Consider the following 24614-nt stretch of genomic DNA (forward strand, 5'->3'; position numbering starts at 1 on the left):
CCTAACCTCTCTTCCTGTTGATCTGGCGGCATTAGACAAGTTCATCGTAGAGCTCTTTCATCTCCGCAATCGCCGCAGGGACACGCTCGCTGAACCAGGCCACATCTTTCATGTCCAGCATAATGTTCGGATACATGCGAGAGAGTGTCGATACAAGAATGCCGTGCTCCGCGAGCTTGCCATTCAACAAAATATCAAAGGACATCAATTCAAATGTATAATCGGCTGTACTGCTAAGTTCTTCGGTGCAACAATGATAGGAAGCGCATCCCGCTGGGCCTTGAACAACAAGGGGGAGACCCACCTTCGCCGCTTCCCTTGTGAGAATGTCATGAATCATCTCGGCGTGAAGATTCATACGATTCATGGCTTCTCCTCCATTGCGGCCCAACATTTCGAGCGTTGCTTTCACCGCGGCTGTGCCTAACGGATAACCGTTAAACGTTCCCGCATGAATTACTTTTTTGTCCACCAGCAGCTTCATAATATCGGCTCGTCCAACTAGAGCAGACACGGGAACACCGCCGCCAGCAATCGCTTTGCCCAGCGTAGTCAGGTCGGGCGTAACACCAAACATCTCCTGAGCCCCGCCAAGTCCCATGCGAAACCCTGTAATGATCTCATCAAAAATAAGTACAACCTGATGATGATCACATAGTTGTCTCACCCTTTGCAGATAACCTGGAGCTGGCATGACTCCGCCTCCGTTTACACAAACCGGCTCCATGATTACTGCTGCAATGTCATCACCATGTTCAACAAACAATTCTTCCAAACGGGCAGCATCGTTCCAAGGTAGCAGATAGGATTGGGATTCCATGACATCCCTTGCCCTTCCCTGTGTTCCCTTCATGTCACCAGGATAGTCCGAAGGTACGGGCAAACCTGTTCTGGGCGTTTTACCGCCCATAATGTTATCTGAATTGCCATGATAATGACCTTCAAAACGAACAAAGCGATTTTTGCCTGTCCAGGCGCGGGCAAGGCGCAGTGCATTTTGCACAATTTCTGTACCCGATAACCCAAACCGGATCATCTCAGCCGAAGGTACATATTGGTGGATTAACTCCAATGCCTCAGCGTCCAGATCACAATGGCTTACCGACAGAACACGATCAATCGTATCCTTCAGGCATTCGTTATATTCCTCGTTACCGTGCCCTACAATAAGTGCACCAAAGCGGGCATAGAGATCCAGATACTCACGGCCGTTCATATCGGTTACCCTGCTTCGGGATGCATGGGCAAAGTGTAGCGGTGTCTCCTCCCAGGGAAGATGGAAATTATAGTGCACACCGCCAGGAAGGTGTTGTTTCACTCGCTGGTTATACGCCATCATATTTGTAGTAATCATCGCGCTTCGCCTCCCCGGTATGTTTGAATCCCTGCCGCATACATTGCCAGGAGCTTCGACTGATCCTGCGAATCATCCAGCGAATAGGTAGTGATTGAAGTGTCGTACTCGGCAATCATATTTCTCACACTCTGGCCTGGGCCGACATCCATCCAAATGCTCGCACCCACCCGCCGAATTTGCGCTAAAGCCTGAATCCAGTGAATCGGCTGCAACAGCTGAGCTGTCAGTAACCTTGGGATATCCTCTGCTGCTTGTATGAACTCTCCATTCACTGTGGAACATATCGCAAATGCAGGCTCGGTAAAGGAAAGCTTAGATACCATCGCTTCCATCTCAGGCTGGATAAATTGCATCAGTTCGCTATGATATGGCGCATCTGCTTTCATAGGCATCATGCGGAAGGGAATGAATTCCCCTCCAGCTTGATCCACGAGATCATCCAGCAAACGCAAACCTCCCACCTCACCTGCAACAACGAATTGGTTAGGTGAGTTATACCCAGAGATAGTCACGTAATGAACCTCTCGAATATTGGCAACGATGTTTTCGAGTTCTGCTTGACTCATATCAACGACAATCCCTGCTCTGCCCTTCTGTTCCTGTATTGCACGATGCATCAATGCCCCCCGTGAAGCCGAAAAGCGGACTGCATCTGCAAACTTTAATGCACCAGCAGCCACCAAAGCAGAGATCTCACCTAGGCTGTGACCAATCGCATAATCTGGATTAATTCCAGTCCGGCGAACGAAGGAATCAAACAACGCATAACTTGCTGTAAGTACAGCGGGCTGAGCATATTCGGATTGTGTCAGTTGCTCCAGTGAGCCGGCCAGAATCAAATCTCTGAGATCAAACCCGATAACCTCACTCGCTTCGGCAAAAATCAACCGGACTTCCGTTTCTCTCTCTAAGAGATCACTGCACATCCCGATATATTGGCTACCTTGCCCTGGAAATAATGCGCAGATCGTCATAGCCCACCGCCACGCTTGTAATAGGTTTTCAGCCCATAGTGTGAGATCATCTCCTGCTGCATCTGGGAGGAGCCTTCAATAATCTCCAGGATTTTAGCCTCCTTGTACAGTCTGGATACCGGATACTCACTGCTAATTCCATTGGCTCCATGAACCTGGAGCGCATCATTTGCCACTTCTACTGCAATTTTGGATGTGAAATATTTAGCAATCGTTGTTTCCATGACAGCCTGCGGGTCCTTGGCTTCTCTAAGCTCGGCTGCCCGCAAACATAGCGCTCTTGCTGCATGGACTTTCGTTACTGCATCACCAATCATGCCGCGGATGAGCTGGAAATGACTGAGTTTCTGGTCAAATTGCTTTCGCTTGCGTGAATAGGTCACCATGGAGTCCAAAGCCTCCTGCGCTATAGCGAGTCCTGCCCAAGCGATGCTATATCTGCCCTGATCAAGCGCACCGCTTACGATGTACTCAAAGCCTTCATGCATACGCCCAATCAGATGGCTTTTGGGCACACGAACTTCATGAAGATCAATTTCAGCGATTCCTGTCTCGCCACCAACCATTACACCCTCGATGGCTTGCGTCTGCACACCGTCAAACTGACGTTCAACCCAGAATGCTGTACTCCTCCCTTCTTGGGAGGCAACAATAATGAACACATCCGCTACGTCTCCAAAGGTAATCCACTTTTTCTTTCCATTAAGTACATAACAGTCCGCTTCTTCCCGCCAAGTTGTCTTTACGTTTTTGGCATCCGACCCGATCTCGGGCTCTGTCAATCCAAACGCTCCGATCCATTCTCCACGGACCAACTTGGGCAGCCAGGACGACTTTTGATCTGGCGATCCGAAACGTACCAAGGTTTCGCTCACCAGTGAAGTATGTACCGTCAATAAGCTTCGAACCGCCGGAAGTGCTTTACCAAATACTTCCGTTAACAGTCCGTATGCTTTGGGACCAAGACCCATTCCCCCATACTCATGTGGAATAGATGCAGCTAAATACCCTCTTTCGGCCATAGCACGAATTAACGAGCGGGGGATAGACTGCTGCTCCTGAATTTGCCGGGCATAAGGACGAATCTCACGGGTAGCAAATAACTCGGCTTCATGGAGAATCTCTTGCTCCTGTTTCGAATCCAGTTCAATCATTCGACTGCCTCCCCTTGAAGAAGCGATTCATGAAGATATGATGCGAATTCTGCAATCGTCTTGTATTCAAACAACGCAACAGGACTAATATCCACCTGTAGTTGTTTACGTGTACGATTAATGATCTTGAGTGCCTGAACCGAAGACAAACCTATTTTCAGGAAATTCGTCTCTTCATCAATCTCATCAGGCTCCTGTTTCAGTGCGGCAGCGATTTCGCCTTTAATAAAGCCTTCAATCTCTTCTCTTGTCATATCAAGACCTCCGTCCCTTGATTCACCTCTACCCAATGAGCATGTGGCTCAAATGGATGAGTTGGTAAATGCACGATCTGACCCGTTCCATCGGGATGCAACTGTCCCCAATCCAGTGAAGTACCTCGCACGTAGAGCTGTCCCAGCAACAATGCTAATTGTTTTTCCATAGTAAGCGTTGTCGCCGCAGATAACTGGATATACTTCTCTTTGCCTGTGCTTCCCTCAGGTCTGACCCCTTCACCCGTAGCCAGCATCACAACAATATCTGCACCCACCATGGGGCAGCTTGTGTCCTGAATACTTCCGGATGTTATTTTATTTCTTAGCATCGTTGTCAGCTTATCCGTAGATGTAACGGAATCTGCCATATACTTCAACTTGAGCTGGGACAGTATTTGTTCTCCACCATCGATGCCACGAACCTCCTGGATGGAAGGTACGACTCTCATGAGGGATTCAAGCAGGTTGACCCAATACTCCTGATCAGCCAAATCCAACTTATTTCCTCCAACAACGATGTTGACGCGGGCGGATCTGCTTCTTGTTTTGAAGCCAAATTGCAAGCTTTCCTGACTCCACTCCCCGGTCTCTTTTACTGCGACAGCGGCACGATAACGGTAATGCTTTCGATACCTGTTCCGTGTGAAGCATACGTCCGTTAGTCGGAGATCCGGATGTTCTTCCATATAATGTTTGGTGTTATGAATCAGCTTCTGTAACGCCTGCTCTGACTTGGCTGAGAAGGTTAACAATTGATCCCGTTCCTTGTCCTGTCCCCAACCTGCGGGTGCATTCCACTCTTCCAGCACAATATGAGCATTCGTGCCCCCAAGACCAAATGAACTAATACCGGCTTTACGCGTTTTTCCTTGGGGTACCGTCCAATCTTTATGCTCATTAACGATATAAAAAGGAGACTGTTCCAGTCGAAGAGCTGGATTAGGGTTATTCATATGCAGACTTGGAGCAAGTTCCTTGTGCTGCATACTAAGCAAAACTTTGGCCAGACTGGCTCCACTGGAAGCTGCGAATAAATGTCCAATATTGGTTTTGACTGAGCCTAGGCCGATAGAGGTTCCTTCACCGTATCCTTTCTCTTGAAACAAACGGAGTAACGCATTCACCTCAATGGGATCGCCAATTCTTGTTCCTGATCCATGTGCCTCGATATACGAGATTTCTTTTGGATTCAGGTTGGCATCGTCATAGGCAGCACGCAGCACTTCATACTGTCCCTGAGGATTAGGTGCCATAATGCCCAACGAGTACCCATCGTTATTTACCGCTGTGCCACGGATCACGCCATAGATATGTTTATTCGTGCGAACTGCCTCTGTTAGCGGCTCCAGGTATACAACTACTGCACCCTCACCAATAACCGAACCATCAGCTCCCTGATCAAACACCTTGGTATGTTGCGTAGAAGAGCATATTCCCGCATTACGCGATAACTGGTGCACATGAGGTGTTGCCAAAATGCTTGCTCCGCCTACAACAGCGCCAGAGATACGTTTGTCCTGAATCGTCGCCACCGCTTGCGTCAAGGCTACGAGAAAGGAAGAACAAGCTGTATCGATGGCTAGCGCCGGGCCCGTGAAATTGTATAAGTGTGAGATGGATGCCGCTGCAATATTGGACATATTGCCAACCATCGCATGGGAGTGAACCTCAAATCCTTTGCTACGATTCATGTAGTCCACAACGAGATCAAAGTAGGAGCTGGGATTAATTCCAACATATACACCGACATCTCGTTTCTCCTCTTGATCCACAATCATGCCTGCATCCTCAAGTGCCTCATAAGCAACCTCCAGCAATTTACGGTGCTGAGGATCCATAAATGCAGCTTGTTCCGATGGAATCTCGAAAAATTCATGGTCAAAGGTGTCCGGGTGCTTTAGTTCGCCAATCCAATCATTCCATTCCGGACGCTTGGAGCGAGCAGCCCTTTCCAGACTCACCCGATCAACACTGTCCAATCCTTGAACGAGATTGCTCCAGAATTCCTCTTGTGTATCTGCATCAGGCAGGCGAAGGGACAACCCTGTTATTGCGATCGCTCGATGTACATTCAACTGATGATCTTGGCGTATTTCCTTTTCGAGTGACCTATTCTCTTCGGGAAGTTCTTGAAGATATTCGACCATTTCTTGTACCGTTCTGCCAAAGACGAGTACTTCCTGTCCCAGTTCACGTCCCATGTGTGCAGACAACTTATCGAGTAATTGATAGGCAAGAATGGAGTTTCCACCTAGTGCCAGAAACGGAATATCCACCGCTACTTTCTCCACAGGCAACTGTAGAACTTCAGCCCAAGCCCCACGCACAGTTTGCTCCAAAGATAACGGATGAACGATCTCCGTAATGAATTGTGATTGATTTTGAAGAAGCATGGCGTCAATGGCCTCGATATCCTTGTTAAATGCACCGCCCTCATACTCGTTTCTCAGCATAAAACGCTGAACTTTGCCGCTAGTCGTTTTCGGAATAACCTTAATTGGAAGAACATGGGTAATCTCGATTCCTAGACCAGCTCTCATCCGATCTATTAAGTCCTGCCTTATTTCCAGGAACTGCGGTGTACTCGATTTGAATTTTACAAATACAAGCAGTTCTTCCGTTTGGGTAATGTTATTGAAATGTCCCACGACCGTCAGATTGCCTCTTGGAATACTGCCATTTTGATATAAAATCTCTTCCAAATCATGTGCGTAATGATTTTGTCCACGAATAAAAACGATATCCTTGATTCGTCCACTTACAACTAGGGAGCCTTCCGCCATAAAACCAAGATCCCCCGTCTTCAGCCATCCGTCCACGAACAGCTCCCGATTGACTTCTGGCAGATTGTAATAGCCGGTAGTTACCGATTCCCCGCGAATCTGGATCTCACCCACCGTGCGCTCATCGACAACTTCGCCTTGCTCATTGGCAATTCGAATCTGGATTCCCGTCATGGGATAACCTTCATGCACAAACTCAATCAAATCTGCAGGGTCATGAACAGCAGCATCTACCGGAATCGCTTTTCCTTGTTGCACAAGTGCTTTACGTGACATTTGTTCGATGCGCGGTTCCTCTTTCAACCTCCAGGTACACACACCCACAGTTGCCTCGGCCATGCCGTAAGCAGGAAACATCATATCCGCACGGTAGCCACATGAACTGAATTTTTGAGCAAATCGTTCAATGACTTTGGTCGATATGGGCTCAGCACCGTTTAAGGCCATGCGTAACGAAGACAAATCAAGTGAAGCCAATTTGGAATCCGGGATCTTTTGAACCATCCATTCAAAGCCAAAGTTTGTACAGCAAAACCACTTTCCTTGATGTTCCGCAATTTTGCGCAGGAATAAGTAAGGTGATCGTACAAAGGTATACGGAGACATAACCATTAAATTAGCAGCGCTAAGTACAGTTGTTAGGTGTTGTCCGAACATTCCCATATCATGCGTATGAGGCAACCAGGTAAACACGTTATCTCCTTCTTCAGCACCAAGAAACGTTTTGCATGCAATACTGTTCGCTATAATATTGTGGTTTGTTAACTGTACCCCCTTAGGGATACCTGTGCTTCCCGATGAAAACTGAAGAAATACAACCTCTTCAGGAGCAGTCAGACTTATTTCAGCAAGTGTATGACTTGCCTGAAGCTTGCTAACGCTAATGCAGTTCAATCCCTCAAAAATTGGACTCTCAGCAAGCTGTTCGTATTTTGGCAAAAATGCTTCTTCTACGACTACCACAGGTTTCCCGAGGATTCCCCATATTTTCGTGAATTTCTCCAGACCAGCTGAACCCGGCTCCCAGGAGGCAGGAGGACTGACCGGGGCGACAATAATGCCGCCCAGAATACAAGCCCAAAATGTACGATAAAACTGCTGTGAATGATCAATCTCCAATATAACGACTTGTCCCTTAGTTAACCCGTTCTCAAGCAAGCCTTGAAGATACAGACGTCCTTGCTTCAGCAGCTCAGGATACGATTCAAACTGTTCTTCGCCGGATGAACTGATATAAGTGATTCCCTTATCCGGATGTTTGTCAGCGATATACATAAGAAGTTCAGCAACTGTTGCATAATGCTCCGGCACAATCAACTCCGGCCCTCGTTGTATGGATTTACTGGACATGTTGCACCTCCGCTGCCTCATTATGAACTTTCACTTTTACATTCTCGTAACTGCCGAGTTGCTCCTCAATCTGCTGTTTCAAGAGCTCCGTATCCAGACCTGTATGACACCCCAGGTGCACGTACACAGAATTTTCATCGTATCGAATGACCCATTCCATGTATGCGAGGCTCGGATTAGACCCGGAGTCATCGATCTGTTCGAACTCTGGGATGGTCTCCTCGCTGGAGATAAAGCCCTGGAAGTTGAACAAAATAAGTTTCCTTGGCTCCTGACCCGGCTGTCTGTAGGCTGTAGCCAATTGTCTTTGAATTTTGGAATATGGAGACGTCATGACCGATTCATCTGTCAGCGCCATAAAGTTAATGCTGTGTCGTTTCGTGAAGTCCAAGCGTTCCACCAAATCTTCCTGAGCAAAATCAGCATGCACAAGAATCGGAATCAGATCGAGGAATTCACCTACGTGATCATAATACGTTTCTTGTCCATACTCTCGGCCATAATGCACAAGCGCAACAGGCAACTCTTTCGCATTCAGATAAGAAGCGATAATGCCAGCAAAGGATTTAAAATAGTTCCACCAGGACTCATTAAGATCTTGGTCTGTAATATCTGTACGCGGTATTTCAACCGTCATCGCTGAAGGCGCTGACTCGCCTGTGGTGATTAACAGTTGATTCATAACGCTACTATTGCAATGTTGCCAAGCCTGAATGGAATACCGCTCCTCGAGTTCATGCTCAGTGATGTTAACAGGCCCTCGAGACAGCATGTTTACATAATCCTCATATTTGCGTATCTCCAATGAACCTTCTGCAGCGATCATTCCAGATTGCTGATTACGGGCAATTGCCGACTCAAGTTGCTGCTTAATGATCTCGGCGCTCATGCCATCAAAGGCAAGGTGATCGAAACTCCAAATCAGTTTGTGCTTACTAGCTCCTGTTCGCAGAATACACAGACGCCATGGCAATCCATCGAGTGTATGCGACTTGTGTAATAGCGACTGAATTAGTTTGTGCTCCATTTTTTCCAGCGTAGCAAGGGCGTAGTGACGAACATCAAGATATGGAATGAGTTGTTGCAACATATCTGCTGCTTCGGACAAATCACACTGATGCCACTGTAACGTGTCTTCCTCATATATAATGCTGTGTAGCAACTGATGACGGGCAATCACCCCGAGAATCAGTCTTTTCATAGTAAATTCATTTAAATTACCCTCCAATATGGTTGTAAAACCGCTTGCTCGTGCAGTTGTAGAAGCATGTGCTCTTTGAATTGGAGATAGTGGGAAGCGACCGATAACAGGTGTTCCCGCCATGAAACTTGAAACCTGATTACAATTATTCAAGACATGTGATACCAGGCTGTCTAATTGTTTCTCATGAAGTGATATGTCTTGGGGAACTGCGATAGGGGACTGAATCTGCAGGCTTTCTTCGAATAAACTGGATGGAGAATTCAGCATTTCCAGCGAATTCGCTAACGCTCTAACTGTAGGATATTGGAATAATTCGCTCACACTGATGGCAATTCCTTCTTTTGACAAAATTTGCGTGAGTGCGATACCTTTAAGCGAATGTCCACCATTTTGGAAGAAATGATCGGTTACGCCAAAGTTCGGATTACTCAGCACCTTTCTCATGGCTGCAAGGATTTTTTGCTCTATCTCCGTCAGGACAGAATCTGTCGCTGTAGGAACGAACTGCGCTTCTACCAGATCAGCTAAAGCCTTCCGATCCACCTTGCCGTTAGCATTAATAGGCAGATGATCCATTCGCCAGATCTGTGCAGGTACCATGTATTCAGGCAGTCGCTTGTGCAACTCTGCTCGAACATCGTCAACCGTTCGTGCAACGCTGGATTCACACGTATAAAAGGCAGTGACATATAAACTTCCAGATGCATCTGTCGCTGTCATCACAAAAGCATCCCTGATTCCCGGAAGCTGCTCCAGGCAATTGTGGATCTCCGATAACTCAATTCGGAACCCCCTGATTTTCACTTGAAAATCAGATCGTTCAATAAAGATCAAACGGCCATCATGTAGACGCTTGACGATATCTCCTGTCCGGTACATCCGTTCGCCTTTGCGGAAAGGATCAGCTATAAAATGTTTTAAGGTCAGCTCTTCCCGGTTCAAATATCCAATACCTACCGCATCCCCGCTAATATATAACTCGCCTGGCACATTGGCAGGAACAGGATTCATATCCTCGTCCAGAACATATAGAGCTGTATTGGACAATGGATAACCTATAGGCAGAGAGTCGGTATACGGCTCTGTTTGCTCCAGTAAATAATAGGAGGCAAAGAAAGTCGCTTCTGTTGGTCCGTATCCATTTAACAGTACGCCTGGTCCGACACATGCCATTGCTTTATTTGCGTGGCTCACGGATGCCGCTTCGCCCCCAAACATCACTCTGCGAACATGCTTCAGGCATGCTGCATCCCAATCCACCAGCATATTAAACAACGAGGTTGTAATGAAAAATACTGATATTTGCTGCTGACGAATCACTGCCGCCAGACGTGCCATATCGAGAATGGTCTCTTTTGGAATAAGTACCAGGGTAGCCCCATTAATTAAGGAAGCAAAAATATCAAAGATCGAACCGTCAAACGCATAATTGGAAACTTGTAATACCCGATCCTCAGGCACTACTGTCACAAAATTGCTTTGCTTCATCACTTTAATGACATTGCGGTGACTCATGACCGTGCCTTTTGGCGTTCCGGTCGAGCCTGACGTATAGATGATATATGCCGGATCGACTGCAACAGTCTTTATCTGCTGGACTATAGGCTCTACAGACCCTCCTGAAACAAACGAACCCAGTTCTACAGACGGAATCATGATACGTGGAACCGCTGATTTCCATGCAGAGACATACGATTCTTCGGTCAAGAGTATTGAAGCATTACAATCTTGTAAGATAAACTCAATACGAGCTGGCGGTGAAGCCGGATCAATTGGTACATATTTACAACCTATTGTTAGTGTAGCAAGGATACTGATCATCTGGATCGGTCCGCGGTCCAAGATCAAAGCAATACTTGAGCCTGATTCCACGTCTTGTTCGAGCATACTGGATGCAAGCTTCTGAACTTGTGCATACACATCAGCATAACTCCATTCCTCGTTCCCCCACACCAAGGCTGTCTTCTGTGGATGTAATTGAACTTGTTCCTCAAATAGTTCGGGAATTGTTGCTTCCCGCGGATAGTCCATGTGGTTGTCGTTGACACCGAACAACAGCCATTCATCCTCTTCAGGCACAGTTAGCTTGATCTGACGAACCCGCTCAACCTCTCCTGTGACCATCTGAGTTAAGATATACCGGAACTTGCCCATCATCATTTCCATGGATTGTGCATGAAATAATTCAGAACGATAATCCAGTTCAAGCGTATACAGTTGGTGGTGTTCAACGATCGTCCAGGTCTGATCAAACTTGGCATCGAGCTTGCCATCCATCCAGGGTTCAACTTGTAATGTCCCTGCTTCAAGCTCATTCGTACCCATATTAATGTAATTAAGGACAATATCGAAAAGCGGATTACGGCTCCCATCACCCATCAGATCAAGCTTCTCAACCAACGCTTCATATGGATAGTGCTGATGTTCATAACACGATAACAGCTTGCTACGAACCTCGTTCAGATAAAGCTCAACAGGCTGATCCTTGTCTAACATAGTACGAATGGCGAGCATGTTTACAAACATTCCCATGACGTTATTCAGTTCTGGCTTCTCTCTTCCGGCTACAGCTGTGCCCACGACCAGATCATGCTGTCCCGTGTATTTGGAGATCAACACATTTAAAGCCGCCATGAACAACATGTAGGGAGTCAATCCCTGTTTTGCACAAAAATCATTAATCTGTTCACTTAACTGTTCTCCAAACTCACTGCTAATTCGGCCACCCTGGTTAGAAAGTTCTCCACGTCTCGGGTAATCTGTAAGCAATTCGACAGACGCAGGCACATCCTTGAATTCTTCAAGCCAAAACGCCTCATCTTCGGCAGCATGCCCGTCTGATGTAGATTGATCAATCCATTCAGCATAGTCCTTGTACTGAATCGATAATGGTTCTAAAGATTCCCCACTATATAACCGGGCAAATTCTTGCATAAGAATCGCGATGGAACTCTGATCAGAGATAATATGATGCATATCTATGAACAGAATATGTTCGTCATCGGACAGGCGGGCAAGTTTTACACGAACCAGTGGTGCCTGGGTCAGATCAAATGGTTGCAGCCATTGCATCAATTGCTGCTCCGGCTCTTCTTTTTCAAGTTCCAGCAACTCCACTACACTTGAAACCTGATCCTCAATGACCTGGTATAGTTCACCTTTAAGCATTTCAAAGCGCGTACGAAACGCCTCATGCCGCTGTACGAGAGCATCCATCACCGCTGTAAATTGTGCCGTATCGAGCGCTCCCTTCAACCGGTACGAACTTGCAAGATTGTAGGCTGTGCTCTCGCCTTGCATCCATTCATGTACCACGAACATTCTTCGTTGCGCAGAAGTCGTCTTGTATCGGTCTTTGTATGCTGCTGGGAAAATGCTGTCTCCTGATCCCGAATAATCCAACCCATTGTCTTGTTGCTGATCAATCCATGCCACCATACGGGCAAGGACAGAATGATCGAACACATCCTCTAGTCCCATAGCAACTCCGAATGTTTCCTTGACTCGGGATGCCAGAGTGATAGCTTTGAGAGAATGTCCACCAAGCTGAAAGAAATCATCCTCGGAGTTCACTGATTCACAACCAAGCAACTCTTGCCAGAACTGAGCAGTGGTGTCGTATACATCATCTACATTCAAACGGACTCTACTCTTGCCTGTGTTCGCCTGTTCTGGTAATGAAGTCTGAGAAGCCGCAGTTTGAGGTACACCCGTAAGCAGGTACAGCGGAACATCATGCTTATGAACGATTGGATCGAACGAATAAGTCGGGAGAGATATCTTTTGCCCAGAGCTCTGTCCGTTAATATGTGCCCAATTCAGTTCGATGCCTCTGCACCAGCAATATCCCAGTGTTTTCATGAAATAGATATCGGCTTCAAGCGAGCTGGAACGATCTCCAGTAAGATAGATAACCTGCGCATCCTTCAATATATCGTTGTCTACAAGCTCTCCGTTCTGTAGCGGACAGGCTGATACCCAAAGTATCTTTTCCGCAGATTGCACAAGATTCCTCGATGTGCCGATCGTACTCATTGCCTCAGACAAGGCACCTTCTTGTGTCTGCCAATCTTGACGGCTATATAAGAGACGCACTGCATGAGCCAACTCAAGCGTATTGCTAATGACCTGTCCGACCAGTTCACCGACACCTTCTCCACACATTCCATCCGGTTTAACCCCTGACTCAATCAACGTTGCAAACAGAGCGTACTGCACCACAAAGCAATACATAAATTTCAGGTCTGAATCCCGAATCGGCCTGCCTATACTTTGACGAAGTGCATACTGTTCCTTGGATTCAAAAAAGCTCAGTACTTCTTCAAAGTGCTGCTTGAATCGTTCAGACACTAGACTACGATACCTGGAAGCATAAAGTTCCCGAATCACGTGTGGTTCCCATAAAACATCCCCACGGATGTAGAACATTATTTTAGGCTTATCCCCCTGGTTCACACTCGCTTGTGCTTCATGTTCCTCCACCTGATCTTGCGAAGGGACGTAGCCATCCACAACGACAAGAGCTTTACGGTGATTAAATCGGCTTCTTCCCTCTTGCAATGTCCAAGCAGCGCTCGGCATCTGTTCCGGCATTTTTTCGAGTGCTTGTAAAACCGAATGATACGTTCGATCCAGAGCGGATTCGCTCTTGGCCGAGAACGGGAGTAAGTGTACAGGCTGATACACACTTTGACTCTCTCGTACGGGCGGTTGCTCCAAAATCACGTGAGCATTCGTGCCGCCAATCCCGAAGGAACTTACCGCTGCGCGCAGAACCTGCTGCTGATCTTTGAAGTGTTGCGGCTCCTGATTAATGTAGAAAGGACTGCGTTCCAGTTCCAGCATAGGATTGCTTCTTTCCATATAAATCTGCGGCGGAACTGTTCGGTGATGCAGCGTTAGAACGGTTTTGATAAATCCGGCAACACCAGCTGCAGCGTCCAGATGACCGATGTTTGCTTTGACCGAACCGAGGGCGCAATAATTACGTTTATCCGTTCCCCAGGACTGTCTAAGTGCTTCGATCTCGATGGGATCACCGAGCTTGGTGCCTGTCCCATGTGCCTCCACATAATTGATTTCCTGTGGAGACACCCCCGAGCGGTCAAGTGCGGTTTGAATGACCTTCACCTGTCCGGTAACACTTGGCGCAGTATATCCGATTTTATCCAATCCATCATTGTTAATCGCTGATCCTTTGATCACCGCAAAGACCTGATCCCCATCGCGCAAAGCATCATGAAGCGGCTTCAGCACAACCATGCCGCACCCATTCCCCGAAACCGTACCTGAGGCCTGTTCGTCGAACGCTCTGCAATGCCCGTCCTTGGAATAGATCATGCCTTCATGCCAGTGATACCCTTCTTTGAGCGGATAAGAGATAGACACTCCCCCTGCGAGAGCCACGTCACATTCTCCCCGAATCAGTGATTCTGCTGCCTGATGAATCGCGACGAGCGAGGTCGAGCATGCCGTCTGCACAGCCATACTTGGCCCTCTTAGATTCAGCTTGTGAGATATACGTGTCGTAATATAATCCTTCTCATTCAGCGTCATCGCTTCAAAAGCTTGCAGCAGATCACCTGAACGACCCAGGAATTGAACCATCCATGGTAAACTCAATCCGCTTCCGGCAAATAAACCGATGGAACCGGAGTACCGGTATGGATCACAGCCCGCATGTTCAAGCGCTTCCCAGGAACACTGATGAAGCAGTCTAATCTGCGGGTCCATCATATCGGACTCCTGATACGGGTATTCGAAAAATCCGGAATCAAAATACTCGGTATCTTGCAAAACGCCTTTGGCTCGAACATATTCAGGATGTTTATACTCTTCAGGCCGCACCCCTGCTGCTGCCAATTCTTCTTCAGTCAGTCGGGTAATGCCGTCCTTACCTGCCATCAGATTATCCCAGAACTCCTCGATATTTTTTGATCCTGGAAAACGACCGGCCATACCTATAACAGCGATATCCGATGGGGAAGTGCTTCTGTTCCTGCTGTTCACGTCGGCATCTGTTTTGATGTTTATCACTCTTTCTTGCATCATTGAAGGATCAGGTTTGACCGCAATGCTCGTGCTCGCGATGGATTCCCCGGATACATGTTCTTGCTCATGTTTATTCTGAACAGGGACATCCACCGAAGTTAACATCTGTTCAGACATCAGATGATCAACGAGCGAAGTAATGGAAGAGTGTTCAAACAACTGCACAAGCGGAATATTTTTCCCAAGATAAGCATTTAACCGGTTATTAATCAAGATCAGACCTAGCGAGTTACCCCCAATATCAAAAAAGTGCTCTTGTACTCCGACATGATCCCGGTTCAACATCTCTTTCCATGTTTCAACCAGCATCTGTTCCAGCTCTTTGCGAGCCTGTTCTCTTCCCACTGGAGAAGAAGAACCAGCCATTAAAGATGGAGCTGGCTTCTCATTAGCTTCGATCGCCTCAATCGCTCCAAAGTCAGTCCATTGAAGGGCATTCCGATTCAATTTGCCATTCGGCAGAACTGGCAGCTTGTCTAGACGAATGATGCGTGAAGGCATCATATACTGTGGCAACCTCTGTTTCAGCCAAGACCTGAGCAAAGTATCCTGCTCTTCCATATTCGATACACTTATGTCCGGCTTCAAGCTGTAGTAGAGCACCAGTTGCAACTGCTCAGGCTGGTTTCCTTCGACCTTCACGACGGCTTCTCTCAAACGTTCATAGCTCATAGCCATTTGCTCGATCTCGTTTAATTCGATCCTGTATCCTCTGATCTTCACTTGCTGATCCAAACGTCCCGCTAGTTCGACCTCCCCGTCCTGCAACACACGAGCCAAGTCACCTGTCCGGTACATACGTCCACCCAGAACCTTTGCATTGTCAATGAACTTGGCAGTCGTTTCGGTCAGATTATTCAGGTAACCTCTGGACACCCCGCGGCCTGCAATGCAGAGTTCCCCATAATTTCCGGGAGGCAATAATTCACCCTCTTCATCCACGATATAAAGCTCCGTATTAGCAATAGGTTTGCCAATCGTGATGAGTCCAGATTGTTGCAACTCTTTGGTCGTTGACCAAATCGTCGTTTCGGTAGGGCCATACATATTAAAGACACGGGCAGACGAATATTTTTTAATATCCATCAGAAGTCCTGCCGGAACACTTTCTCCTCCGGTAAGAACACACCGAAGATGAGAAAGTACCTTCGCAAATTCCGAATTTTCAACAAACGCTTTAATCCGGGATACCGTGCTGAGAATATGCGTTACGCCATGCTGCCTTATCTGGCGCGCGGCAAGAACGGGATCAAGCTGTTCCTGCTCGTCTGCCAAATATAGAGAATGCCCTGTACACAAAGGTGCCCACACTTCAAATCCGAAAATATCAAAAGATACCGTTGTTACACTAATCATTCGATCTGTTTCATATTCAAAAATGTTTCGTTGCCTGATGTCTTCCACAAAATTGACCATCGCTTCGTGAGCAATCATCACCCCTTTAGGCCTTCCGGTGGATCCAGAGGTGAAGATGACACAAGACAAGTCAGAAGATAGAACGTCCACATTCGGATTAATAGTTGAACGTTCGTCAGCAAAATCAGGCTCATAAACGATGCGTTCGCCTTCAAAAGCCACGACATTGGCCTCATTAGCAGTGCACAGTAGCAACTTCATCTTGCTATCTTGCATCATGTCCAGAATACGCTGTGGTGGAAATGCTGGATCTATAGGCAGGTAAGCTGCACCCGCTTTGAGTACTGCGATCAACATAATAATGAGAGTTTCATCCCGGCCAGTTAATATGCCTACAGGTTCATCTCTACGTACCCCTCGATCAATTAGCTTCCAAGCCAACGCATTCGCTCGCTCATTAAGCTCAAGGTAGGTAAGTACCTTGCCCGAAGAAACAATAAGTGCAGTCTGGTCTGGTGTACGCTCTGCCTGTAGTTCAAACAAACGATGCAAGCTCAGGGTATGATCATAATGTAAAATGGGTCCCGCCAACCGATGAACCTCAGCTCCCGAAGCACGCTGGACTCGTTCATACAGCTTACCTAGAGGTGCATCCGGTTGTTGCACAACCTGCTCACATAGTTCAATGAATTCCTGAATCATACGCTCAACCGTTTCATCCCGGAACAGGTCTAACGCATATTCAATATACCCTTCAATGACTTGCTGCTCCCTGTTCTCCTGACATGTTAACAACAGGTCATAAGTTGAGACTCCGGTCTCCACAGGAATAGAACTGAATTGAAGTCCATGAAGTTCAAGATCATGCAGTTCCATGTTCTGATAATCAAAACACACATCAAAGATGGCATTACGGTTCAGTTCCCGCTTAAGTCCAAGCTGCGTTACAAGCTCATTAAATGGATACTCCTGATGTGCAAAAGCATCGAGTGTATGCTGTTTCAGCTCTTGTAAAAAAGCGGTATAGGTCCGATCTGATGCTGGATAATTCCGCATGGCAATCATATTCACAAACATTCCGACTGTTTCTTTCCATTCTTCCTGTAACCTACCCGCTACGGGGGTCCCGACTACGATGTCCTGCTGACCTGTTCGACTCGCTAACAGAAGATTCCATACACTCAACATCACCATATACATGGAAACTTCCGTGGATGAAGCCAGCTTGTGCAATCGCTCCGTTAACGAGTGGCTCAACGTGAAATGAACTCGTTCACCTTTCATCTCTCGCTGTAATGGACGATCATGATCAAGTGGAAGCTGCAGTACAGGCGGTGTTGGACTCAACCGTTCCAGCCAGTATGTTTGATGCGGCTGATATGCCTGAGAAGTAAGACGCTCCTGTTGCCAGACCGCATAATCTTTGTAATGTAACCGGACAGTGCGTTCCTCCCCAAAGTACAGTGCATTGAAGTCGCGTGTAATCAACTCAACGGAAGTACCGTCCGCAATAATATGATGGATATCAAAGAACAACAGATGCTTGCGCGCTCCTGTTCTAATCAGGTTCACTCGCATGAGTGGAGCCTGATGAAGCTCAAAAGGACGAATCAGCGTCTGAATCAAAGCAGAAGTCTCTTGTTCATCGGCTAAATACTGCTCGGTAAAGCTGAAATCTAAAGGAACGGATGCATGAACCATCTGCACCACCTGATCTCCGCGTATTGCAAACGTCGTTCGAAGCGCTTCATGACATTGCACCAGCTTTTCCAGTGCAGCCTCTACTCTGGCATGATCCAAATCTCCTTCGATCAGGGTAGCCGACGGCAAATTATACGCCGTGCTATTTGGATCCAGCATGGATTGAGTGAACATACGCATCTGCGCAGATGAGATTGGATAGGCATCCATTATCGGCGCAGCCTCAATCATGTTCTGCTTCTGTACTTGCGGCTCAACCATTGCAAAGAGATGTTCCGCCAGTTGGGCTGGTGTAGCATGGTTAAACACATCCGCAACCTCTGCCTGAATCCCGATGGAAGACCGAATCGATGCGGACAAACTGACTGCTTTGAGCGAGTCTCCACCAACGGCGAAGAAATTAACATGCTCTTCCAGGTCATTTATGCCAAAAATCGTTTCATACGCCTCCAGAACAACCCGTTTCATGGCCTCCAGACTACCTGCATAACCTCCCGCAACGGAAAGGGACGTGTTGCTATATTGTTCACTCGACTGAGGTGTATGTCGACTACTGCTTGTTCCTTCCAACGTCGAACCACCAATAAGCGACTGGCCAATTGGATAATGCTGCTTATCAAAATGATAGGTTGGCAAGGAGCATTTGCGGCGCACGTTCTGTCCCTTGAGTACTTTCCAGTCCGGCTGAAGGCCCTCGCACCATAACTCGGCGATTCTGCGGTTTGTATATAGCACGTCCGGTTCTGTTTCTCTAACGTGACGCAACATATTCAATACGGTTTGTGTTTCCTTGGACTTAATGTGCTGTCTCACAAACGAGCTTAATGTCCGTCCTGCCCCAACCTCAATGAATACAGCTTGTTCTTCCTTTAACATTTCAGCCAAGTTTGCTTCAAACAACACCGGCTCTAAAATATGCCTTGCCCAGTAGTCTGGACTTACGATCTCATCCGGCAAAGCCCATGTTCCGCTCGTATTCGAAAGCAATGGAATCCGCGGGCTGTGTAGCGAATAAGTCGACAGACTGTGTTTGAACTCCATCGCTGCATCCTTCATCATTGGCGTATGGAAGGCATGAGAGGTTTTTACACGAACGCATTTCCAGCCGAGTCTTCCGGCCTTATCTTCCATTCGGTCAATCGCCTCTGCCGTCCCGCCAATGACACTGGAACCTGTTGTGTTGACTAGAGCCAGCCACGTACCTTCTTCCAATTGGGATTTTACCAACGGAGAATCCTCCATGATGACGAGCATGACACCTGGCTGTTGTTGCTGCATCAAACGTCCCCGTAGCCTTACGATCTGTACAGCATCTGCAAGATCAAATACACCTGCAACCACAGCTGCTGTCAGTTCTCCGATGCTATGTCCGATCATGCCATCTGGCCTGATGCCCAGATCAATCAAGGATTGAGCCATGGCATAACTGGTCATGAATAGCGCAAATTGGCTGTACTCCGTCTGGTTAATTCGCTCTGGATGCTGATTACCGTATACAACAGACAGAATCTCTTCTCGCTCTTCTTCAGGAAGCAGATCCACAATCTGCTGTACATGCTTCTTGAACAGTGGTGCAATGCCTGACTGTTCTGTCGATTTGTACAATGCTGCACCCATGCCCTGATACTGACTGCCCTGCCCAGGGAACATAAAATAAACCGGGCGCCGATCTTGCGGCGAATGAACCATTTTTGCCTTCTCCAGCTGACGCATGAATTGCTCGGGATCATCTTTCCAGCTTTTATCCAGAACCAGTGCCTTACGATAAGCAAAATCCGTTCGACCGGTCTGCAATGTCCACGCTGCATCCGAAATGGATAGCTCTGGATGCTGCACGAGATGCTCCATAATTTGTTCAGCAGTGCGGCTCAGCGAGTACTCTGTTTTGGCTGAAAAAAGCAATACATTGACATCATCATCCGGACTGCACTTGTCCATCTTTGGAGCCTCCTCCAACACCATGTGAGCATTCGTGCCTCCCACACCAAATGAATTAATCCCTGCACGCAGAACACCAGCTTCACCTGGTTTCCAGTCCCCCCCCTGCGAGTTGACCTTGAAGGGCGTGTTTGCAAAATCAATCTTCGGATTCGGTTGTTCATAATTGGCGGTACCCGGGATATATCCTTGATCAAGACTAAGTGCAACCTTAATCAAACCAACAACGCCAGCCGCTGTATCCATATGTCCCACGTTGCCTTTTACTGAGCCAAGATAACAGAACTGCTTTTTCTCGGAGGCAAAAGCACGTGTCAACGATTCAACTTCAATCGGATCACCCAGAAGTGTGCCTGTGCCATGCGCCTCAATGTAACTAACCGTTTCGGGATCAACTCCGGCTGCCTGATACGCATCCTGAATGACCTCTGCCTGACCGCTTACACTTGGTGCAAGGAAGCTAAGCTTCTCCTGACCGTCATTATTAATGGCTGAACCTTTAATGACACCGTAAATATGATCTGTATCTCGCAATGCATCACTTAACCGCTTCAACACCACGATCCCCATCCCATTCGAGAACACCGTGCCGCTTGCAGCTGCATCAAATGGACGGCAATGGCCATCCGAGGCAAACATCATGCCATCTTCGTACACGTAGCCACCTTCATTCGGCAGCTCTACTGTAATTCCACCAGCCACAGCGACATCACATTCTCCAACGATTAAAGACTGGCATGCCAGATGTGGAGTGACCAAAGACGTTGAACATCCCGTAAGAGCTGTATAAGCAGGACCTCTAAGGTTCAACTTGTAGGCCATGCGAGTAGCCAAAAAATGATTGGTACTGAGTGTAAATGCTTCATATTTGCTGCTGTATCCCGCATCCCCGAACAGCACTTGTCGATACCACTCAAAGTCATCCGATCCACCGAGGAAAACGCCGACTTTTCCTGCTTCATCAGGTCTGCACCCAGCATCCTCAAATGCTTCCCATATTCCCTGATACATTAGTCTGAACTGAGGGGACATCATTTTAACTTCGCCAGGTGTATAGTCGAAAAAGCCAGCATCAAACTCCTCAATCCCGTTGACTCGCCCTTTGGCTTTGACATAACGAGGAGAACGCAGCAATGCCTCGTCTACACCGAGTGTCCTCAGTTCCTCATCACTGTAAAAATGAATGCTCTCCTCTTGTGCCATCAGATTACGCCAGAATTCATGAATATCCTCTGCTCCGGGTACATTCACGGACATCCCTACAATGGCAATATCATCACGCAGAATACCCGCTTTCCGTACAAAACGTTCTTCTCGCAACATCGGTATCCGTGCTGTCTCCTGTTTCTGTCCCAATGCTGCAAACTGCCGCAGTGTAGGACGCTCAAAAAAGCGGGGCACTGGGAAATCCACATCAGTACGATGCTTTAAACGATTATGAGCCTGAATAACGGAAAATGAATTGCCACCAAGTTCAAAGAAATGATCATCTCTCCCGACTTTCTCGACACCGAGCACTTCTGCCCATACCGCTGCAATCTGCCGCTCTAATTCCGTGGCTGGAGCAACGTAAGACGTGCTTGAAGTGTGAATATGAGTGGTATCTGCAATTAGTGCATTGCGATCAATTTTTCCGCTACTATTAAGTGGGAACTCCGATTTATGTACAAAAACAGATGGAATCATATAGGCTAGCAGAGATTTGGACAAGTGTTCTCTCAGATCAGCCACGGGCAATTCCTGTTCTGACAGATAGTAGGCATACAGTAAACCAACCCCTGTCTCGGATGATTTCATCACAACAACGGTTTGAATGACTCCAGGGTAGGAAGAAAGGGTATTTTCGATCTCACCTGTCTCTAACCGTGCACCCTGAATTTTGACTTGAAAATCAATGCGTCCCAGGTACTCCATCGTTCCGCTTGGCAGGGATCGAACCATGTCCCCAGTGCGATACATCATTCTGTAATGCTCGGGGTCCTTCCCTTCGTCAAAGAAAGGGTTAGGAACAAATTTCTCCCTTGTCATTTCTTCCAGGTTCAAATATCCTCGTGCAAGACCTACACCGCTTAGACATAGTTCCCCCGGAATACCCAAAGGCTGCAATTCATTCCGGCTTCCGACGACATACCATCTGGACTCGTTCAGCGGGGAACCAATGGGGATGTTTCCATGCCCCTCATAGGTACTCAATGGATAATGCGAGATCCATATCGTACATTCCGTAGGACCGTATACATTATCCAGGCTTGCCCGGATATTCAGTCTATTGAATTTTTTAATGATATCGGGTGTGACGGCTTCTCCGCCCACAAATACCCATTTCAGCGTGTCCAGTCCGGAGAGATCAGAACGAAGTTCCATCGTCTCGAGAAAAAGACGGAATAGTGTCGGCACAAAGTTGATATGAGTCACCTGATGTTCAGCTACTGTAGTCAATATCTGGTCCGGGTTCTTCTCCTCGCCTGGCGGCAGAATACTTAATGCTCCCTCACCCATAAACCAACCAAACAATTCTGTACAGGATACATCAAAGGTATACGCTGTTTTTAACATATACACATCACTCGCTTGTACTGGAAAACGACGTTCCAAATCAAGCAATGTATTGACCACACTATGGTTTTCAATCATGACCCCTTTAGGTTTGCCCGTTGATCCTGACGTGTACATAATGTAGGCGAGACTGTAAGGATCTAGAGGCTCTTCGAGATTGGAACTGTCTCCCGTGTATACCATCCCATCTTCTGTGTAGATATAGTGAGCCGGAAGCGAGTCATCCTCTGCTTCTGGCCGGATGGCAATAACGGTGGATATATTCGCATCGGATAAAATGTAGGCTTTTCTGGATACCGGATAGGAAGGGTCTAGGGGAACAAAAGCACATCCAGCCTTCAGAACAGCCAGCAAGGCGATGACCAGATCGGAAGAACGTAGCATTTGTACGCCGACTGCCTCGTTTTCGGTCTTTTTCCGTGCGATGATCTGTTTTGCCAATTGATTGGCCTTTGCATTAACTTGTGCGTAGGTTTGTTTTTCTTTTCCTTCGAGTAGAGCGACTCGTTCTGGGTGCTTTGTTACTTTTGTATGAAAAACATCGATGATATGCTGCGGAGTGTAGGGAAAATATGAAGTTTGGTTAAAATGCTGCAGCAACTGATCCTGCTCATCCTGCATCAGCAGACTGTATTCACCTATGCTCTTCTCTGGTTCTGTTACCAGTTGTTGCATGAGATATACGAAACGCTGACCCATTCGTTCAATCGAGTCTGCACGAAACACAGTCGGTTTATATTGCAATTTCAGTTGTGTACCTTGAGGTGTGCTATTCAATACAACCATCAGATCGCCTGGAAATGTGACCTTATCCTGTTCCACAAGCTTGCTTCCCAGTAGATCCTCCTCATATGAGTCATACACAAAAGAAATATCAAATACCGAAGGCGAACCAGGTTGTACCTGTAACATACTGTCTCTCACGATCAGGTTATTGGGATAGCCAATGTGTTTATACGTATCGATCCAGGCTGCAGTAACTTGCTCAAGCAGAGATCCAAATTTTGTTTCGAGATCCATCTGGAACCTCATGGGCAACATATGTACAAAACAGCCAATCGTTTCTTCCAATTCGAAACCCGGACGATGGGAAAACGGAGAAGCAAAAGTGATATCCTCTTTACCCGCATATTTATTCAAGAGAATGCTGAATGCACCCATGAAAAACATAAATACAGTAACCTCGTGGTCCTTTGACATCTGTGTAATATCCGCCATCAACGGTTCGGGAATATCAAAACGCAGCTCATGCCCCGCACCTGTCTGCGAACCGCCAGCAGGATAGTCATGCTGTAGTGCCAGGGGCTCCGCGCCGTTCATTTTGGATAACCAGAACTCACGCTCTCGGTTATACTTGTTCTCCTGTAACTTCAAGTTTTCTGCTTCAATATAAGAGATAAAACCTTGATCCTGTTTTACTTCCAAAGGGAGATCCTGCAGAATGCAGGTGTACGTATGAAGAAGCTTATTTTTTAAAAGTTCCAGTGACATACCGTCACAGATTAAATGGTGGATACATAAAGTAAGAACATGTCTGTTCTCGTCCATATGTACAAGCATGATTCGAAATAGAGGGCCCTGCTCCAATATGAAGGGAGCCTGAATACATTCTTGAATGTATTCCTCCAGTTGTTGTTCCCTGCCATCCTGATGTGCCTGACTCAGATCCCACAAAATCAGTGAGTACTCCATATCATCATGGATCGCTAGAACCGGTCTGTCCTGTTGTATTTCGATATGCGTGCGAAGCACGACTTGTTCATGCATAAGCAATTCAATGGAACGTCGAAAGGCTTCAAGTTGAAGCCTTTCGAACTGTATCGATGCCGAGATGTTATAAGAAGATGGATCATTTACTTGGCAATCGAAATAGATTCCCTTTTGTGTTTCGGAGAGTTCCACGGTTTTACGTACCATCACGACCACACCTCAT

6 protein-coding genes and 2 pseudogenes are annotated in these 24614 nt (G+C 47.0%); all 8 read right to left on the reverse strand.

Features of this window, described 5'->3' with window-relative positions; all coding sequences use genetic code 11:
- Nucleotides 1–31: 31 nt before the first annotated feature.
- Nucleotides 32–1354, reverse strand: coding sequence for an aspartate aminotransferase family protein (locus tag M3629_RS14260; protein WP_186809609.1), 1323 nt, complete (start codon nucleotides 1352–1354; stop codon nucleotides 32–34).
- A complete protein-coding gene (locus tag M3629_RS14265; protein WP_251507398.1) occupies nucleotides 1351–2331 on the reverse strand; it encodes an ACP S-malonyltransferase in 981 nt (326 codons plus the stop codon). Before M3629_RS14265 ends, M3629_RS14260 begins: the two co-directional genes overlap by 4 nt.
- Nucleotides 2328–3485 carry an acyl-CoA dehydrogenase family protein gene (locus tag M3629_RS14270; RefSeq protein WP_251507400.1) on the reverse strand — a complete coding sequence of 386 codons (1158 nt, stop codon included), beginning with the start codon at nucleotides 3483–3485 and terminating at the stop codon, nucleotides 2328–2330. Before M3629_RS14270 ends, M3629_RS14265 begins: the two co-directional genes overlap by 4 nt.
- A complete protein-coding gene (locus M3629_RS14275) occupies nucleotides 3482–3739 on the reverse strand; it encodes an acyl carrier protein (RefSeq protein WP_251507402.1) in 258 nt (85 codons plus the stop codon). Before M3629_RS14275 ends, M3629_RS14270 begins: the two co-directional genes overlap by 4 nt.
- Nucleotides 3736–7875, reverse strand: a complete 4140-nt coding sequence (locus M3629_RS14280; RefSeq protein ID WP_251507404.1) for a beta-ketoacyl synthase N-terminal-like domain-containing protein — start codon at nucleotides 7873–7875, stop codon at nucleotides 3736–3738. Before M3629_RS14280 ends, M3629_RS14275 begins: the two co-directional genes overlap by 4 nt.
- Nucleotides 7865–21811, reverse strand: coding sequence for an amino acid adenylation domain-containing protein (locus tag M3629_RS14285; protein WP_435368228.1), 13947 nt, complete (start codon nucleotides 21809–21811; stop codon nucleotides 7865–7867). The genes M3629_RS14280 and M3629_RS14285 overlap by 11 nt, the downstream gene beginning before the upstream one ends.
- Nucleotides 21785–23302: pseudogene (locus M3629_RS28845) on the reverse strand (non-ribosomal peptide synthetase); the annotation flags it as partial. The pseudogene M3629_RS28845 and the gene M3629_RS14285, both read right to left, overlap by 27 nt.
- Nucleotides 23288–24598: pseudogene (locus M3629_RS28850) on the reverse strand (condensation domain-containing protein); the annotation flags it as partial. The pseudogenes M3629_RS28845 and M3629_RS28850, both read right to left, overlap by 15 nt.
- Between the last annotated feature and the right edge of the window lie 16 nt (nucleotides 24599–24614).

Source organism: Paenibacillus polysaccharolyticus (genome assembly GCF_023714295.1).
Taxonomy (GTDB): domain Bacteria; phylum Bacillota; class Bacilli; order Paenibacillales; family Paenibacillaceae; genus Paenibacillus; species Paenibacillus polysaccharolyticus_A.

What these genes read in the sequence shown, in the direction of transcription:
- M3629_RS14260 (WP_186809609.1), bottom strand. Translation starts at nt 1,354, where the DNA reads ATGATTACTACAAATATGATGGCGTATAACCAGCGAGTGAAACAACAC.
- M3629_RS14265 (WP_251507398.1), bottom strand. Translation starts at nt 2,331, where the DNA reads ATGACGATCTGCGCATTATTTCCAGGGCAAGGTAGCCAATATATCGGG.
- M3629_RS14270 (WP_251507400.1), bottom strand. Translation starts at nt 3,485, where the DNA reads ATGATTGAACTGGATTCGAAACAGGAGCAAGAGATTCTCCATGAAGCC.
- M3629_RS14275 (WP_251507402.1), bottom strand. Translation starts at nt 3,739, where the DNA reads ATGACAAGAGAAGAGATTGAAGGCTTTATTAAAGGCGAAATCGCTGCC.
- M3629_RS14280 (WP_251507404.1), bottom strand. Translation starts at nt 7,875, where the DNA reads ATGTCCAGTAAATCCATACAACGAGGGCCGGAGTTGATTGTGCCGGAG.
- M3629_RS14285 (WP_435368228.1), bottom strand. Translation starts at nt 21,811, where the DNA reads ATGATTCCATCTGTTTTTGTACATAAATCGGAGTTCCCACTTAATAGT.